13 protein-coding genes are annotated in these 16,589 nt (G+C 75.7%); 8 read left to right on the forward strand and 5 right to left on the reverse strand.

What is annotated here, in order from left to right:
• Positions 1–59: 59 nt before the first annotated feature.
• Positions 60–446 (forward strand): DUF2267 domain-containing protein, encoded by a 387-nt coding sequence (locus FB380_RS21365; RefSeq protein ID WP_166757388.1) that lies wholly within the window; start codon positions 60–62, stop codon positions 444–446.
• Positions 447–485: 39 nt separating this feature from the next.
• On the opposite strand, the gene FB380_RS21370 is transcribed toward FB380_RS21365, so the two are convergent.
• Positions 486–3,116, reverse strand: coding sequence for an EAL domain-containing protein (locus FB380_RS21370; RefSeq protein WP_166757389.1), 2,631 nt, complete (start codon positions 3,114–3,116; stop codon positions 486–488).
• Positions 3,117–3,266: 150 nt separating this feature from the next.
• On the opposite strand from FB380_RS21370, the gene idi reads away from it, so the two are divergent.
• Entirely contained in the window at positions 3,267–3,818 is a 552-nt protein-coding gene (idi, locus tag FB380_RS21375) for an isopentenyl-diphosphate Delta-isomerase (RefSeq protein ID WP_166757390.1), read from the forward strand.
• Positions 3,819–3,881: 63 nt separating this feature from the next.
• On the opposite strand, the gene FB380_RS26110 is transcribed toward idi, so the two are convergent.
• Positions 3,882–4,874, reverse strand: a complete 993-nt coding sequence (locus FB380_RS26110) for an ATP-binding protein (protein ID WP_166757391.1) — start codon at positions 4,872–4,874, stop codon at positions 3,882–3,884.
• A gap of 134 nt (positions 4,875–5,008) precedes the next feature.
• Here FB380_RS26110 and FB380_RS21385 point away from each other — a divergent pair, with 134 nt between their 5' ends.
• From FB380_RS21385 to FB380_RS21395, 3 genes are all read left to right on the forward strand, one after another.
• The gene (locus tag FB380_RS21385) at positions 5,009–6,055 is read left to right on the forward strand and encodes a methylenetetrahydrofolate reductase C-terminal domain-containing protein (protein WP_229682286.1); all 1,047 of its coding nucleotides are present in this window, start codon (positions 5,009–5,011) and stop codon (positions 6,053–6,055) included.
• 16 nt (positions 6,056–6,071) lie between these two features.
• Positions 6,072–6,836 carry a class I SAM-dependent methyltransferase gene (locus FB380_RS21390; RefSeq protein ID WP_229682285.1) on the forward strand — a complete coding sequence of 255 codons (765 nt, stop codon included), beginning with the start codon at positions 6,072–6,074 and terminating at the stop codon, positions 6,834–6,836.
• A 134-nt stretch (positions 6,837–6,970) separates the two neighbouring features.
• Positions 6,971–8,020 (forward strand): NAD(P)-binding domain-containing protein, encoded by a 1,050-nt coding sequence (locus tag FB380_RS21395; protein ID WP_166757392.1) that lies wholly within the window; start codon positions 6,971–6,973, stop codon positions 8,018–8,020.
• 42 nt (positions 8,021–8,062) lie between these two features.
• On the opposite strand, the gene FB380_RS21400 is transcribed toward FB380_RS21395, so the two are convergent.
• Both FB380_RS21400 and FB380_RS21405 read right to left on the reverse strand, forming a co-directional pair.
• Positions 8,063–10,450: a SpoIIE family protein phosphatase gene (locus tag FB380_RS21400; RefSeq protein WP_229682284.1), complete on the reverse strand. Its 2,388-nt coding sequence runs from the start codon at positions 10,448–10,450 to the stop codon at positions 8,063–8,065.
• Positions 10,451–10,622: 172 nt separating this feature from the next.
• Entirely contained in the window at positions 10,623–11,843 is a 1,221-nt protein-coding gene (locus FB380_RS21405; protein ID WP_229682283.1) for a PucR family transcriptional regulator, read from the reverse strand.
• A 157-nt stretch (positions 11,844–12,000) separates the two neighbouring features.
• On the opposite strand from FB380_RS21405, the gene FB380_RS21410 reads away from it, so the two are divergent.
• Positions 12,001–12,933: a proline dehydrogenase family protein gene (locus FB380_RS21410; RefSeq protein WP_166757393.1), complete on the forward strand. Its 933-nt coding sequence runs from the start codon at positions 12,001–12,003 to the stop codon at positions 12,931–12,933.
• A gap of 59 nt (positions 12,934–12,992) precedes the next feature.
• The gene (gene pruA, locus FB380_RS21415; RefSeq protein ID WP_166757394.1) at positions 12,993–14,618 is read left to right on the forward strand and encodes an L-glutamate gamma-semialdehyde dehydrogenase; all 1,626 of its coding nucleotides are present in this window, start codon (positions 12,993–12,995) and stop codon (positions 14,616–14,618) included.
• 193 nt (positions 14,619–14,811) lie between these two features.
• On the opposite strand, the gene FB380_RS21420 is transcribed toward pruA, so the two are convergent.
• Positions 14,812–15,357: a gluconokinase gene (locus tag FB380_RS21420; RefSeq protein WP_166757395.1), complete on the reverse strand. Its 546-nt coding sequence runs from the start codon at positions 15,355–15,357 to the stop codon at positions 14,812–14,814.
• Between the two features lie 56 nt (positions 15,358–15,413).
• On the opposite strand from FB380_RS21420, the gene FB380_RS21425 reads away from it, so the two are divergent.
• Entirely contained in the window at positions 15,414–16,589 is a 1,176-nt protein-coding gene (locus FB380_RS21425) for an MFS transporter (protein ID WP_166757396.1), read from the forward strand.

Consider the following 16,589-nt stretch of genomic DNA (forward strand, 5'->3'; position numbering starts at 1 on the left):
CGGCCCGGCGCCCGCGGACCTCGCGGGCGCTCCACCGGAGGAACGAGGAGGGACCACAGATGCAGGAGCACGAGTTCGTGTCCGCGGTGCAGCAGTCCGCCCGGATCCCTGACCACGAGCACGCCCAGCGGGCGGTCCGGGCCACGCTCACGGTGCTGGGCCAGCGGTTGTCCACCGAGGCGGCCGACCTGGCGGCGCAGTTGCCGGGGCAGCTGGCCGGCGCCGTGCCGACCGATGGGGGCGTCGAGCGCTTCGACCTGCCGGAGTTCTACCGCCGGGTGGCCGAGGCGGAAGGTCAGGGCTGCACGCCCGAGCAGGCGCGCCAGCACGCGCGTGCGGTCACCGCTGCCCTGCGGGAGGCGGTGGGCGCGGAGTACCTGCACGTGCTGGACCAGCTGCCCGACGACTACGGCGACCTGACGCACACCGAGAACGCCCAGCACTGACGGGGCGGCCCGCCGGCGGTCCGGCGCACCGCCGGCGGGTCAGGCCGCGGCGACGGTGGCCGGCGCCGGCTCGGGCAGCACGTGCGCGAAGACCGAGGTCGGCTGCCCGCCCTGGTCCCGGACCACGGAGACGCGGACGAGCACCGGCACCTCGGTGCCGTCGGCGTGCCGGAGCCGGGTGGAGAGCTCGGTGACGCCGATGAACTCGGTGAACAGCCCGCCGACCGCGGCCCGGCCGTCCGCCGGGGTCAGGTCCTGCACCCGGCGGGCGGCGAGCGCCTCGGTGGTGGTGCCGAGCAGCGCCGCGAACGCCTTGTTGACCCGCACCAGCGAGCCGTCCATCCGGGTCAGCGTCATGCCGATCGGGGCGTCGTCGAAGGCGTGCCGGAACATCAGCTCGCTGGCGGCCAGGTCGCGCCGGGCCTCGACGGTGGCGGTCACGTCCCGGGAGACCGAGAGCACCTCCCGCACGCTGCCGTCGTCGGCGGACAGTCGCCGGGTGTCGCTCTCCAGCCAGCGCACGCCGCCGTCCCGGTGCAGCACCCGGTGCACCCCCAGGCCGGTGGCGTACCGCGCGCCCAGCTCGGGGTCGGCACGGATCCGCGCGAGGTCGTCGGGGTGGAAGAGCTCGGCCACGCACCTGCCCACCAGCTCCTGCGGCAGCCAGCCCAGCATCGGCCCGCTGCTGGCCGAGGCGTAGGTGATGACCCGCTCCGGGGTGGTCACCAGGACCAGCTCGTCGTTGCCGCCCAGCGGCAGGACGGCGTCCGTGGCCAGTGGTTCGGCCGGGCTGCGGGAGGTGAGCCGCGCGGCCAGCCGGGGCGACGCCGGCTCCGGGCGGCCGAACAGCCAGCCCTGCGCCGAGTCGCAGCCCATCGAGGCCAGCTGCTGTGCCTGCTCGGCGGTCTCCACGCCCTCGGCGCAGACCCGGCGGCCCAGGCTGTGCGCAGCCTCGATGACCAGCCGGACGAGCACCGCGTCGGCGGTGTCGCTGGCGACCCGCTCGATGAACGAGCGGTCGATCTTCACCAGGTGCACCGGCAGGGCGCGCAGCAGCGTGAGCGCGGAGTGCCCGGCGCCGAAGTCGTCCAGGGCCAGCCGCACGCCCAGGTCCCGCACCTGGGCCAGCCGCGCCGCGGTGGCGGTGAGGTCGGTGATCGCTGCGGTCTCGGTGATCTCCAGGCACAGCCGGTCCGGGGCCAGCCCGCTGTCCTCCAGCGCCCGGGTCACGTCGTCGATGAAGCCCCGCTGGGCCAGCTGCACCGGCGAGACGTTCACGGCCACGGTCGGGAGCAGCCCGGAGGGCCCCGCCGGCCAGCCTGCCGCCTCGCGGCAGGCCGTCTGCAGCACCCAGCGTCCGAGGTCGACGACCAGGCCGGTCCGTTCGGCCAGCGGGATGAACTGGTCAGGGGCCACCCGGCCCAGCTCGTCGTCCTCCCAGCGGGCCAGCGCCTCGACCCCGGTCACCCCGCCGGAGGGCAGCGTGACGACCGGCTGGTAGTGCAGCGAGAGCGACCTCGACTCGATCGCCAGCCGCAGCCGCCGCTCCATCCGGTGCCGGGCGCGCACCGCATCGGTGGTCTCGGCGTCCTCCAGCAGCTCGGTGCGGAAGTGCGCCACCCGGCCCCGGCCCAGTGACTTCGCCCGGGACACCGCCAGGTCCGCCCGGTGCAGCAGCTCGTCGGGCGAGTGCACCTCCGCCGAGCAGGCGGCCACACCGACGCTGGCACCGAGACTGACCAGGTGTTCGGCGTCCGGGTCGGCGCCGCCCGGGGACACGACGAAGGGCGCCGCCGCCGTGAGCACGATCCGCTCGGCGAGCGCCGTGCTCTGCGCGGCGGTCAGCGCGGTCGGGGTGAGCAGGGCGAACTCGTCGGCGTTGAGCCGGACCACCAGGTCCTCGGTGCGGGCGACGGTCCGCAGCCGCTGCGCGAACTCGGTCAGCACGTCGTCCCCGGCCGCGTGGCCGAGGTGGTCGTTGATGTCCTTGAACCGGTCCAGGTCGATGACGAACAGCACCGTGGCGCAGCCGGGGCCGACCGCCTGTCGCAGCCGCTCGAGCAGGAACAGCCGGTTAGGCAGCCCGGTGAGCGGGTCGTGCAGGGCCTGGTGGGCGTACTGCTGGGCGAGCTGCTCGAAGACGGCGGTCACCGGGGCGACGCCGAGCCGGCCGTCGGGCCAGGAGACCAGCACGCCGTCGAGCAGGTCCTCCCCGGCCGAGCGACGGTGGATGACGGCGGCGGCCGCGCGGGCGACGGGGCAGTCGGCGGGGTACCGCAGCGTCACCGGCGGAGCGGCGTCCCGGACCCGGCGGCGCTGCTGCAACAGCCGGCCGTAGCCCAGCCGGCCGGTCATGGACAGCTCGAACCACGACCGGCTGACCAGCACCGGTTCCCCGGCGCCATCGACCTCACCGCCGTCCACGACCACCCAGCGGAGGGCGGCATCGCGGCGGAAGAGCGCGTCGACGGTGGCCATGGTGGTGCTGCCGGGCACCCGGTGGACCGGCTGCGCCAGCTGCTGCAGCGTCCCGCCGGTGTCGGTCCGGGCGAGGTCGGCGGAGAGCGCGACCTGCAGTGCGCCCGCCGGCTGGGCCGCCACCGGCAGCGGGGTCCCCGCCGGCAGGGCCGGCGCGGACAGGGTGGTGATCGACGCCGCAGTGCTGGTCATCCGTGCTGGTCCTCTCAGGTCGCCGTCCATGGTGACGTCGATGAGTCTGCGGACGATTGCTCAGCGTGACGACCACCTCTCACCCCTTGGAGCTGATCTTGAACGGGAGCCGCGCGGGCGCGGTGGGCGCGCGTCGGGGACGATGGGGAGGTGGCTGCATCCCCGACGGCAGAGCTGATCGTGCTGGTCGACGAGGACGGGGCGGAGATCGGCACCATGCCGAAGCCGCTGGTGCACACCGGCGACACACCGCTGCACCGGGCGTTCTCCGCCTACCTGTTCGGCGACGACGGCCGGCTGCTGGTCACCCGCCGGGCGGAGGAGAAGGCCACCTTCCCGGGCATGTGGACGAACACCGTCTGCGGGCACCCGGGGCCGGGCGAGGACGACCTGCAGGCGATCGCCCGGCGCGCCCGGTACGAGCTCGGGCTCGACGTCGCCGACCTGCGTCCCGCGCTGCCCTCCTACCGCTACCGGGCCGAGTTCCGCGGCGTCGTGGAGAACGAGATTTGCCCGGTGTACCTCGGCCGGTTCTCCGGCACGCCCACCCCCGACCCCACCGAGGTGGGGGAGTGGGAGGTGCTGGACTGGGCCACCTTCCGCGACCGCCAGGAGACCCAGCAGCACGACGCCTGGTCGCCCTGGTGCCGCGAGCAGGCCCGGCTCATCGAGGCCGCCGGGCTGCTCCCCGTCGCAGGCTGACCGGCACGACCGCCGGCCCAGGCGCCCTCGGGGCGCTGGGCCGGCTCGGCCGATCGGGTGCCGTCAGCCGGCGTTGACGACCAGGCGGACGGTGCAGCCGTCGCCGGAGTCGTCGGCCGGCGTCGCGGTCAGGCTGTCGACCGAGCGACGGGCCAGCCACAGGCCCATCCCGCCGACGGACATGTCCCCGTGCGCCGGCCCGTAGCCCACCAGCGGGTCGTCGAAGGCGGTGCCCCGGTCGGTGATGGCGCAGAGCAGGCGTTCGGGCGTGCACCACAGCCGGACGTCGACCGGGGGGACACCGTGCTCGTTGGCGTTGGCGGTGACCTCGTCGATGGCCAGCACGAAGTCCTGCGCGGCGTCCGCGGACAGCGCGCTGTCGGCCAGCACCCGGTTCAGGGCCCGGCGCAGCGCCCGCATGTCGTCGAGGTCGGTGATGGCCAGCGTCGGCTCGGTCTCCTCCAGCGGGTCGGGGACCATGGCCCGCTGCACCTCGCGGAGCAGCTCCTCCGGCGCCCGGAAGTCGGGGCTGCGGACGACGCCCTCCGCGGTCAGCAGCCAGGGGTGGGTCGCCCGGGCGGCCGCCTCGACGTCCGGCCCCTCCTCGGTCGCCGGCCCGAGCAGGCACAGCTGGTCGACCGGCCGCTCGGCGAGCACGTGGTTCAGCAGGGCCTCGATCTGCACCGACACGGCCGGATCGCCGTCCGGGCCACCGGGGCCGGTCACCAGGTGCAGCCGGTGTCCGTCCCCCGGCGCCTGCTCGTCGATCAGGTCGGCGATCGCGGCCAGCACCGCCGGTGGCCGCTCGTCGGACCGCTGGTCCGGGGCGAGGTGGACCTCCCCGGCGCCGTCCAGGGCGGCGACCAGCAGGCTGGCCACCTGCTCGGGGCAGGCGATCACCACGGGTTCGCCGGCGGCCAGGGCCTGCCGGAGCAGCGGGCCCACCACCACGGTCAGGTCCTGGTCCGGGTGGAGCACGTGCCCCACGTGCCGGTACCCCTGCTCCTCGACCCGCTGGTGCGGGGACGGGTGAAGCTCTTCGTCGCTCTGCGTCACGGGTCACCTCCTCGTCGTCTTCTCCGACTGTGGGCCAGTGCCCGGTGACCGTGATCGGGACACATCGGGCGCCCAGGTCACCCCCAGCGACCGGGTGGGGTTTCGCCCGGGGAGCCGTGGGTCAGCGACCAGGGGTGCGCACCGCGGAGCAGTCGACGTCCGCCGGCGGGGCCGAGGAACGCCCCGGCTGCCCCAAGCGGATGGTCTTCGGGCCCTGCGGCGGGGTGCGCGACGACGGGGGGTGCGAGGTCGCGCCACATCCCTGCGTCTTCCTCGGGTCGCCGCTGCCCCGCTGGACCGACCCGACCCCGCCGGCTCCGCCCCCGGTGGCGGGTGGGCTGCTGGACCGGGCCGGGACCGGGCCGGTGGTCCTCACCGACCTGACGGTGCACCCGTTCGACCCGGCCTCGGTGCGGGCGGTCGTGGCCGCGCTGGCGCCGGTCAGCGACGGGCTGCTGGTCGGCGAGCACCAGAACCGGCCCGACCTGCCACCCACGCTGATGGCCCAGGAGGTGCTGGCCGCCGGCGGCCGGCCGTGGACGACGCTGGCCTGCCGGGACCGCAACCGCGTGGTGCTGGAGCAGGAGCTCGCGGGCCTGGCCGCGGTGGGGGTCGACGGGGTGCTCTGCGTGACCGGCGACGGCCGTGGTCCGGGCGTGCGGGCCGGCGTCAGCTCGGCGTTCGACCTCGACGGCACCCGGCTCGCCGCGCTGGCCGCCGCCGCCGGGCTGACCGCGGCGGTGCCGGAGTCACCGGACGCGCCGCCGGTGCCGCTGCGCCCGCAGCGGGTGGCCGAGAAGGAGCGCGCCGGCGCCCGGCTGTGCGTGCTCAACCACGTGGCCGGCCCGGCCCGGCTCGCCGCCTTCACCGCCGCCGCCCGGGCGGCGGGGGCCACCCTGCCGTTCCTCGCCTCCGTCGCCGTCTACACCGACGAGCGCTCGGCTCGGGTGCTCCAGGCCTTCCCCGGCCTGCACCTCGACGACGCGGCCGTCGAGCGGGTGCTCGCCGCGCCCGACCCGGTGGCCGCCGGCATCGCGGCCGCCGTCCGGGAGGCCCGGGCCCTGCTGGCCGTGCCGGGCGTGGTGGGGGTCAACCTGTCCGGGCTGGCGTCGGACGGCGGTCCGGCCGCCGCCGCAGCGGTCAAGGCCGAGGTGGCCACCATGATCCGGGAGGACGCATGAGGATCGGGGAGGGCACATGAGCGAGATCGCCAGCGAGGCGATGGAGTCGGAGTTCGGCACGGTGGCCGGCTGGACCGAGGAGGCGGTGCGTGCGCTCGGCCCGGAACACGCGGTCCCGGCCGGCTGCCGGGGCAGCGGCAGCGAGGGGGCGCTGCGCTGGCTGGCCGACACGCTGGCGCTCCGCGCCGGGGACCGGGTGCTGGACGCCGGGGCAGGGGTCGGCGGGCCCGCCGGCTGGCTGGCCGCCGACCGGGGCGTGCGGGCGGTCTGCGCGGAGCCGATGGTCGAGGCCGTGCACGCCAGCCGCGCCCTGTTCGGGCTGCCGTCGGTGGTGGCGCTGTCCCAGGCCCTGCCGCTCGCCGACGCCTCCTTCGACGCCGCGTGGGCCCTCGGCGTGCTGTGCACCACCGAGGAGAAGCCGGCGATGCTCGCCGAACTGGCCCGCGTGCTGGTGCCCGGCGGCCGGCTCGGGCTGCTGGTGTTCGTGGCCGAGGCGCCGCTGCCCCCGCCCCTGCCGGAGGGCAACAGCTTCCCGAGCCCGGCGGAGGTCGACGCCCTGCTTGCCGAGGCCGGCTTCTCGGTCACCGCGACCGCCGACGCCGATCTCGGCGACAGCCCGCCGGAGTGGCAGCGGCGGGCCGACGCGGTCGACGCCGAGGTCCGGCGCCGGCACGGCGACCACCCGGCGTGGGCGGAGGCCCAGGAGCAGTCCGGCCGGGTCGGTCGGCTGCTGGGCTCGGGCGCCCTGCGGCCCCGGCTGCTCACCGCCGTCCGGAGCTGACCGCTCAGCAGTGATCAGGTGACCTGATCACTGACTGTCCTCCCGCACCAACGCTGGTGCGGGAGGACAGCGTTCGATCAGGTCACCTGATCACCGCTGGGCACAGGCGCGGGGGTCGTGGTGTTGCAGCGGGCGTGCACGCGGACGTGGTGGTCATCGGAGCCGGTCAGGCCGGGTTGGCGGCGGCGCACGCGCTGCGCCGGGCCGGGGCGGACTTCGCCGTCCTCGACGGCGACGCCGGGCCGGGCGGCGCCTGGCAGCACCGCTGGCCCTCGCTCCGGCTGGACGCCGCCCACCGGATCCACCCGCTGCCCGGCCTGCCGCTGCCCGACGCGGACCCGTCGGCGCCGGCCAGCCAGGTGGTCGCCGGGTACTTCGCCGACTACGAGCAGCGCTTCGACCTGCCCGTCCACCGGCCGGTCGCCGTCCACTCGGTGCGGCGCACCACCGAGGGGTTCGCCCTGGACACCAGCGCGGGGGAGTGGACGGCGCGCGGGCTGGTCAACGCCACCGGCACCTGGACCCGCCCGTTCTGGCCCGCCTACCCCGGCCGGGAGCTCTTCGGCGGCCGCCAGTTGCACGCCGCCGACTACCCCGGTGCCGAGGAGTTCCGCGGCCGGCACGTGGTGGTCGTCGGTGGCGGGACCTCGGCGGTGCAGCAGCTGATCGAGATCAGCGCGGTCACCGGCACCACCTGGGTCACCCGGCGCGAGCCGGTCTGGCGGACCGGGACGTTCGACGAGGACGCCGGCCGGGCCGCGGTGGCGCTGGTCGACGAGCGGGTGCGCGCCGGCCTGCCGCCGGGCAGCGTCGTCGGCGTGACCGGGCTGGTCGAGACCGACGCGGTGCGCGCGGCCCGGGCCCGCGGTGTGCTGGACCGGCTGCCGGTGTTCGACCGGCTCACCGCCGACGGGGTGGTGTGGGACGGCGACCCGGGCCGGTTCGTCCCGGCGGACGTCGTCCTCTGGGCCACCGGCTTCCGGCCGGCGCTGGAGCACCTGGCGCCGCTGCACCTGCGGGGGGCCGGCGGGGGCATCGTCATGGACGGCACCCGGGTGGTCGCCGAGCCCCGGCTGCACCTGGTCGGCTACGGGCCCTCGGCGAGCACGATCGGGGCCAACCGGGCCGGGCCGAGCGCCGTCCGGCAGCTGCTGCGCACCCTCACGACCGCGACGGCTGCCTGAGCGCGGGGCACCGGCCCGTGCCGGGCCACGGACGCCCCGGCGTCAGGCGGGGCGGTCCTGCGGGTGCAGCCGCACGGCGACCAGCGCGACGTCGTCCTCCGCGCGGTCGGGCAGCATCCGGGCCAGCAGCTGGTCGGCCAGCTCGCCGACCGGCGTCTCCCAGATCCGGCCGAACTCCTCGCGCAGCCGGTCCACCCCGGCGTCGAACAGCTGGTCCCGGCGCTCGACCAGGCCGTCGGTGTAGAGCAGCACGGTCGACCCGCGGGGGATGGTCCGGACGTGGTCCTGCCGCTGGGCCGTGGGCTCCACCCCGAGCAGCATGTCGGCCCGGGCGCCGTCGAACACCTCGATCTGCCCGTCGGGGCCGGCGACCACCGGCGGCAGGTGCCCGGCGTTGGCCCAGCGGAGCCGGGTGACCCCGCGGGCGAGCTCGTCGTCGGTCTGCTCCAGCCGGGCGACCAGCACCGACGCCATGGTCTTGAGCTCCAGGCCGGACATGGCCCGGTCGAGTCGACTGAGCACCCCGGCCGGGCTGTCGTCGCTGTCGTAGGTGATGCCCCGCAGCAGCCCGCGCAGCTGGCCCATGCAGGCGGCCGCTTCGGTGTCGTGCCCGACGACGTCCCCGATGACCAGCACCGTCGCCCCGTCGGGCTGCTGGAACACGTCGTACCAGTCACCGCCCACCTGGGCCTCGCGCGCCGCGGGCACGTACCGCACGGCGAACTCCAGGTGGTCGGGGTCCGGCGGTTCGGACAGCAGGCTGCGCTGCAGCGTCAGAGCCGTCCGGGCCACCCGGCGGGAGCGGGCGTACAGCGCCTCCAGCAGGTTGTTGCGCAGCTCGCCGGCCTCGGCCAGCTCCGCCGGCGTCCACGCCTCGGCGCGGTTGCGCACCGTCTCCCGCCACCGGTCGAAGGACTTGCGCGGGGACAGCCGGATCGAGTCGCCCTCGCGCTCGGCGATCGCCTTGTTGTGCGGGTCGCCGCCCCAGTCGACCGAGTGAACCTGCTCGCTGCGGGTCCAGATCACGTACTGCCCCTCCGGCAGCGGCAGGGCCAGCACGCCGCAGGCCAGCTCGGCCGGCACGTCCAGCTCCGGTGCCACCAGCGGCAGCCGGTCGGTGCTGACGACGTCGTCGGCCTGCCGGGCGGCCCAGCGCGCCAGCGCGGCGGCCAGCTCCGACGCCAGCGGGACCCCGGCACCGCCGGTGTGCCCCTGCAGGCTCACCACCACCGAGGAGGCCGGGACGACGTCCAGCAGACCCGGGCGGCCCAGCAGCGTCTCCGACAGCGGCCGCTCCTCGTCCAGCGCGGCCGCGGTCAGCCACGCCATCGTCGAGCGGACCCGCAGCGCCCGGCGGTGCTCCTCGTCCTCGGCCCGGTCGACCAGCCGCAGCGACAGCGTCGAGCCGAGGAACTCCGCGGCCGCCCGGGTGGCGTAGGGCGGGGCGTGCGTGCCGGAGTAGTGGTGGCAGGCGATGAGCCCCCACAGCCTGTCCCCGCGCAGCAGGGAGATCGACATCGAGGCCCGCACGCCCATGTTCTGCAGGTACTCGCAGTGGATCGGGGAGACGCTGCGCAGCGTGGAGTAGGTGAGGTCCAGGGGCTGGCCGGTCGCGGGCAGGTCGACCGGCTCCAGCGGCGACGGCGTGTACGAGACGTCGGAGATCAGCCGGATCCAGTTCTTCTCGTACAGCGCCCGGGCCTGGGCCGGGACGTCCGAGGCGGGGTAGTGCAGGCCGAGGAAGGAGTTGAGCTCGGGCAGCTTCGCCTCGGCGACGACCTCGCCGTTGTAGTCGGCGTCGTAGCGGTAGACCATCACCCGGTCGAACCCGGTGAGCGCCCGGACCGCCTCCGCGGTGATGTCGTACAGGGCCTGCAGCGAGCCGGCGCGGTTGAGGTCGGCGATCGTCCCGCGCACCGCCTGGTAGGTGTTCGGGAAGGAGAACGGCCGCGGCCCGTAGGCCGGCTCGAGCTCGATGACCAGAGTGCTGGCCGACGGCGTCACCGGCTGACCGCTGACCGGCAGCGCGGCACCGGTGGCCGGGAGCGTGCGGCCGTCGGGGGTGTGGACGGACCGGTGCAAGATCGCGTCCACCGGGCACGGTGTGCCGTCGCAGTCCAGCACCAGCTCGACCGGGTTGCGCTCGCGCAGGTCGCCGAACGCGCTCGCCGACCGGGCGATCGCCTCGGCCGGCACCAGCCCCACGACGTCGGCGAGGGGACGGCCCAAGGCGTCGTCCCACGCCATCCCGACGACGTCGGCCAGGTTGCGGGAGACCTGGCGGACCACCATGTCCGGCTCGCTGACCGCCAGCAGCACCCCGCGCGGCTGGATGCTCCCGGGCACGTGGATCGGCTCGCGCTCGCAGTTGGTGAGGTCGACCGGCTCACCGGGCGCCAGCCAGGGGCCGGCCTGCAGTTGGTCGGTCACGCGGGGGCCCCGTTCGTCGCCGGAGTGGTGACCCGCCACGGTTTGACGGGTTGGTGGCCGGCGGTCGCCGCACTGCACGATCCGGTGCGTCCGGCGGCCCGGGGACCAGGATCCCGGACGTCCGGCCCGGCCGCCGACCCGGACCGGGCAGTCGCTCGTGGTGCGGAGGTCATCAGCCCGTTGAGCTTAGGTCACGGTGGCGCCCGGGGAGTTCCGGAACCGGGTTCGCCGACGTGAGCCGCGCCGCACGCACGCCCAGGTGCAGCAGCAACCGGTCGGGACCGTCGGCGAGGTCCAGTCCGGTCAGCTCGGCGATCCGGCCGAGCCGGTAGTAGAGCGTCTGGCGGTGGATGCACAGCTGCGCCGCCGCGCGCTGCGGGCTGCCGGCGCAGTCCAGCCACACCTCGGCCGTGCCGGTCAGGACCGGGTCGGCCAGCAGGCGGGCCAGCGAGGGGTCCGGCCCGGGCAGCGCGGCCACCTGCCGCCACGCGCCGAGCTCGGACCAGGACGCCGCCGGGGCGAGCCGGGGGTCGACGGCGGCCACCCGCGCCGCGGTCCGCGCCTCGTGCCACTGCGCGGGCAGCTCCAGGCAGCCGCGCCGGGGGGCGGCGACGCCGGCCGTGCTGCCGGCCGGGAGCTGGGCGAGCACGGCCGCGCTCAGCGCCCCGGCGGGTCGGGGGTCGGCGTGCCCGGGCAGGGGCAGCAGCACCGCCACCGCGACGGCGGACCCGTCGCCCGAGGGGAGGACCGCGGTGACCGCGCCGGCCCCGGGCGGGGTCCAGCCGGCGGGCAGTCCCGGCGGCGCCGGGTGCAGCGCCACCAGCGTCACCGTCGTCCGGTCGCCGCCCAGGGCGTCGGTCAGCTCCCGCAGCGCCCGGGTGGGGGCGGTGCCGGTGAGCGCGGCACGCAGTGCGGCCGACAGGTCGGCCGTGCCGGGGCGGCCCGCCGCGAGCAGCCGGCCGGCCTCGGCGGCCAGCGCCACCGCCTCGGCCAGGCCCGGCGAGGACGGGTCGTCGACGTCGGTGCGGCCCTCGTCGAGCAGCCAGAGGTACCCCTGCAACCGCCCGCCGGCGCGCACCGGCAGGCACAGCCGGGTCAGGATGCCGGCGGCCGGGTCGGCCGGCACCCGCAGCGGGTCGCGGGCGTCGGCGATGCCGAACTCCTCGAACCGGCGGCGCACCTCCGCCGTCGAGCCGCGGCCGAGGATGGACCGCGCCCGGACGGCGTCCATCGTCGCGCCCGCGCCGCCGGCCCCCGCGTCGCCGGCCACGGCGCCGGCCGGCTCGTCGTGCGCGCAGAACGCGAGCATCGTGAAGTCGCGGTCCTCCAGCGTCGCCGGCGCGGCGAGCAGGGAGGAGACCTCGTCCACCAGGTCCTGCAGGTCGTCCCGCACCGCACCTCCTCCCGCCGTCTCAGACGATCGTACGAGGGTTCCGCGGCGAGTCCGGACATCTGTCGCTGGTGCGTGGCGGCTCGGCGTCCCTAGCGTTCGGGGCACCGCACCACCACGCTCGACACCACCGCCGAACACCGCCCGCCGGAGGCGCCCCGTGCTCACCCAGAAGGCACTCCTCGCCGCCGCCCGCCGTCCCGGGCTCCGCCGGGTGGTCACCGGCACGCCCGTCACCCGCCGGGTGGTCGACCGCTTCGTGGCCGGGGAGTCCCTCCCCGAGGCGATCGAGGTGGTCCAGGCGCTGTCCGCCGACGGCATCGCGGTCACCCTCGACCACCTGGGCGAGGACGTGACCGACCGCAGCGAGGCCCGGCGCAGCCGCGACGCCTACCTGGCCGCGCTGGAGAGCCTGGCGCCGCTGGGCCTGGGCCGGGCCGCCGAGGTCTCGGTGAAGCTCTCCGCGTTCGGCCAGGCGCTGCCGGTGGGCGGCGACGACCTGGCGCTGGAGCTGGTGCGCCCGGTCGTCGAGGCGGCCACGGCCCAGGGCACCACGGTCACCCTGGACATGGAGGACTCCCGCACGGTCGACGCCACCCTCGCCGTCCTGGCCGAGCTGCGGCGGGAGCACCCGGGCACCGGTGCGGTGCTCCAGGCGATGCTGCACCGCACCGAGGACGACGCCCGCGCCCTCGCCGTCCCGGGGTCGCGGGTGCGGCTGGTCAAGGGCGCCTACCAGGAGCCCGCCTCGGTCGCGTACCAGGAGAAGGCCGACGTCGACGCCGCCTACGGCCGCTGCCTGGAGACGCTGGTCCGCGGGCCCGGCTACCCGATGGCCGGCACCCACGACCCGCGGTTCGTGCAGCAGACGCTGGACCTGGTCGCCGAGACCGGCCGCGCGGCCGACAGCTACGAGTTCCAGCTGCTCTACGGCATCCGCCCCGACGAGCAGACCCGCCTGGCCGCCGAGGGGCACACCGTGCGGGCCTACGTGCCCTACGGCGCCGACTGGTACGGCTACTTCATGCGCCGCCTGGCCGAGCGCCCGGCCAACCTGCAGTTCTTCCTGCGCTCCCTCGCCACCCGTTCCTGACCCCGCTTCCACCAAAATGGCCATTTTGGTGCCACCGTCCGTCCCCTGAGGAGCACCCCATGGACGCCGTCACCCAGGTCCCCGCGCCGCGCAACGAGCCGGTGCACGACTACGCCCCCGGCTCGCCGGAGCGGGCCGCCCTGCAGCAGCGGCTCACCGAGCTCGCCGCCGCACCCGTCGAGCTGACCGCCACCGTCGGCGGGACCCAGCGGATGGCCGGGGGAGCCGCCTTCGACGTCGTGGCCCCGCACCGGCACGCCCGGGTGCTCGGCACCTCGGCCGCGGCGACCGCCGCCGACGCCCAGGAGGCGGTGCGCTGCGCGAAGGACGCCGCCCCCGGCTGGTCGGAGCTGTCCTTCGACGACCGGGCCGCGGTCTTCCTCAAGGCCGCTGACCTGCTGGCCGGGCCGTGGCGGCAGACGCTGAACGCGGCCACGATGCTCGGGCAGAGCAAGACGGCGTTCCAGGCCGAGATCGACAGCGCCTGCGAGCTCATCGACTTCTGGCGCTACAACGTGCACTTCGCCCGGGAGGTCCTCGCCGAGCAGCCGGTCTCCGGCCCGGGGGTCTGGAACCGCGTCGACCACCGCCCGCTCGAGGGCTTCGTCTACGCGGTCACCCCGTTCAACTTCACCGCCATCGCCGGCAACCTGCCGACCGCGCCGGCCCTGATGGGCAACACGGTGATCTGGAAGCCCGCCCCCACCCAGCAGTTCGCCGCGCACTTCCTGATGCGGCTGCTCGAGGCCGCCGGCCTGCCGCCGGGCGTGATCAACATGCTGCCCGGTGACGGCGTCGCCGTCTCCGACGTGGTGCTCGCCGACCGCGACCTGGCCGGCATCCACTTCACCGGCTCCACCCCGGTCTTCCAGCACCTGTGGCGCACGGTGGGGGAGAACATCGCCGGCTACCGCGGCTACCCGCGGATCGTGGGGGAGACCGGAGGCAAGGACTTCATCGTCGCCCACCCCTCCGCCGACCCCGACGTGCTGCGCACCGCGATGATCCGTGGCGCCTTCGAGTACCAGGGCCAGAAGTGCTCGGCGGCGTCGCGGGCCTACGTGCCCCGCAGCCTCTGGGGCCGGATCAAGGACGACCTGATCGGCACCGTCGAGGAGATCCCGATGGGCGACGTCACCGACTTCACCAACTTCATGGGCGCGGTCATCGACCGGAAGTCGTTCACCAAGCTGTCGGGTGTGCTCCAGTCGGCGGAGGACGACGACGCGCTCACCGTGGTCGCCGGCGGCACGGCCGACGACAGCGAGGGCTTCTTCGTGCGGCCGACCGTCATCGAGGGCACCGACCCCGAGCACGACGTCTTCACCACCGAGTACTTCGGCCCGGTCCTCGCGGTGCACGTCTACGACGACGCCGACTACGACACCGTGCTCACCCAGATGGAGTCGGTGGCGCCCTACGCCCTGACCGGCGCGGTCATCGCCCAGGACCGGACGGCGATCGCCCACGCGCAGCGCTTCCTGCGGCACGCGGCCGGCAACTTCTACGTCAACGACAAGCCCACCGGCGCCGTCGTCGGCCAGCAGCCCTTCGGCGGCGGCCGCGGCTCGGGCACCAACGACAAGGCCGGCGCGGCGCAGAACCTGCTGCGCTGGACCAGCACCAGGTCGCTCAAGGAGACCTTCGTCCCGGCCACGGACCACCGCTACCCGCACATGTACTGATCGCGACCCTCCGGGCCGCACCGCGGCCAAGAGCCGTTCCCGGCCGCCGTTGAGCCGCTGGCAGCGTCTCCGTCGGGAGCCTCCGGCCCCGCGACGGACCCGCTGAGCCGCTGACGCGGCTGGGCCGCGGCCAGGTGCCGTCCCCCGACGGGGCGGCACCTGGCTGCGGTGGAGGCCGGCAGGCCGACCGGAGTCAGGGCAGCTGGATCTTCCGCTCGTCGCACAGCTCGGAGAGCATCTCGCCGACCGTCTCGGCCACCGAGCCCTCCCCGGGCACCCGCGCGCCCGGCTCGTCGTTACCCAGCGGCTCCAGGGTGTCCAGCTGGCTGCGCAGCAGGCTCGGCGGCATGTAGTGCCCCTGCCGCTTGGCCAGCCGCTCGCTGAGCACCTCCTCGGAGGTGTCGGCGTGCGCGAACCACACCGAGGGGTGCCCGTCGCAGAGCAGGTCGCGGTAGCTGCGCTTGAGCGCGGAGCAGGTGAGGATGAACGACGTCCCCGCGGCCTCGTGCTCGCCGATCAGCTCGGCCATGCGGCGCAGCCACGGCCAGCGGTCCTCGTCCTCCAGCGGGGTGCCGTTGCGCATCTTCTCGACGTTCTCCGGCGGGTGCAGGTCATCGCCCTCGATGAACTCCCACTGCAGCCGGCGGGCGAGCTCGGTCGCGACGGTCGACTTGCCGGAGCCGGAGACCCCCATGACGACGATCGAGGTGGTCGCCGGGATGCTGGACGTGGTTTGCATGCCCCGACCGTATTGAGTCGCGGGAGGAGTTGGTAACCGGGACGGGGGCACAGGACGTGACGACGACGGAGCGACGGTCCTCGCTGTGGCGGCTGCCGGCCGTGCGCTCCCTGTTCGCGCTCAACGCCCTCGGGTTCCTCAGCTACTCGCTGCTGCTGTCGGCGCTGCCGGCGCACGCCGCCGCGCTGGGCGCCGGGCTCACCGCGGCCGGGTCGGTGACCACGGTGTTCCTGGTGGCCACCGTCCTCGCCCAGACGGCGGTCCCGGCGCTGGTCGCCCGGCTGGGCATCGCCCCGGTGCTGGCCGGCGGGCTGGTCGCGCTCGGTGCGCCGTCCCCGCTCTACCTGCTGGCCGACGACGTGCGCTGGTTCGCCGTGGTCTCGGTGGTCCGCGGGGTGGGGTTCGCGGTGCTCACCGTGCTCGGCTCGACGATCGCCGCCCAGGCGGTGCCCCCGGAGCGGCGCGGGGAGTCGATCGGCATCTACGGGCTGGCGATCTCGGTGCCGACGCTCGCCGCGGTGCCGGGCGGGACGGCGCTCACCCTGGCCGGCCACTTCCCGTGGGTCGCTGCGATGGCGGCCGCACCGGTGCTCGCCCTGGTGTTCGTGCCGGGGCTGGTGCGGGCGCTCGGCCCGCCGGAGGTGTCCGCCCCCGGTGGGTCACGGGCGGCGGTGTGGGCCGCGGCCGCGCCGTCGCTGGTGCTGCTGGTGGTGACCCTGGCCGGTGGCGGGCTGGTCACCTTCCTGCCCATCGAGCTGCCCGACGGCGCGCTGGCGGTGGTGGCGCTGCTGGTGTTCGGGGTCAGCACCGCGCTGTGCCGGTGGGGGGCCGGGGTGCTGGTCGACCGGCTGGGGGCGCGGGTGCTGCTGCCCGCGGCGCTGGCCTGCGGTGTCGCCGGGATGCTGCTGGTCGCCCTGGGCCTACGTGCCCAGGGTGCCGGCGGTGCCGCGGCCGTGCTGGGCGGGGCGTTCGCGCTGGGCGTCGCCTACGGCGCGGTGCAGAACCTGACCCTGGTGATCGCCCTGGCCCGGGCCGGTGCCGGGCAGACGACGACGGTCAGCGCGGTGTGGAACGCCTGCTACGACAGCGGGACCGCGATCGGTGCCCTGGCCGTCGGGGCGGTCGCCGCGCAGGTCGGGCTGCCGCTGAGCTACGTCCTCGTGGCCGTGCTGCTCGCCCTGGCGCTGCCGCTGACGGTCACCCTGCCCCGAGCCCTGCGCGCCGCCGGCTGA

It is taken from the genome of Modestobacter marinus (assembly GCF_011758655.1).
In the GTDB taxonomy this organism is placed as follows: Bacteria; Actinomycetota; Actinomycetes; order Mycobacteriales; family Geodermatophilaceae; genus Modestobacter; species Modestobacter marinus.